Source organism: Mesorhizobium sp. WSM4806 (genome assembly GCF_055811635.1).
The window spans coordinates 1-213 of sequence record NZ_JBVVQZ010000097.1; the positions used below are offsets into that span (position 1 = coordinate 1).

Genomic DNA, 213 nt, shown 5'->3' on the forward strand with positions numbered 1-213 from the left:
CCGCAAGAGGCCCAGCCGGACGACGTGTGGCATCTGGACGAGGTGGTCATCACCATCGCCGGAAACACTGGTTCAAAACCGCCGCAACACCAAGGCAGCCAGGCAGTGCTGACCCAGTTTCTGAGGGCACCGCTCCGAAGCGGAGGATCACCGACAAGCTGCGCTCCTATGGTGCGGCGCACCGGAACAACCGCGCCGAGAATTCACATGTGC

Annotated in this window: 1 pseudogene; it reads left to right on the plus strand. The window is 62.9% G+C overall.

What is annotated here, in order from left to right:
• Nucleotides 1–213 (plus strand): annotated as a pseudogene (locus AC0L2M_RS34715) (IS6 family transposase); the annotation flags it as partial.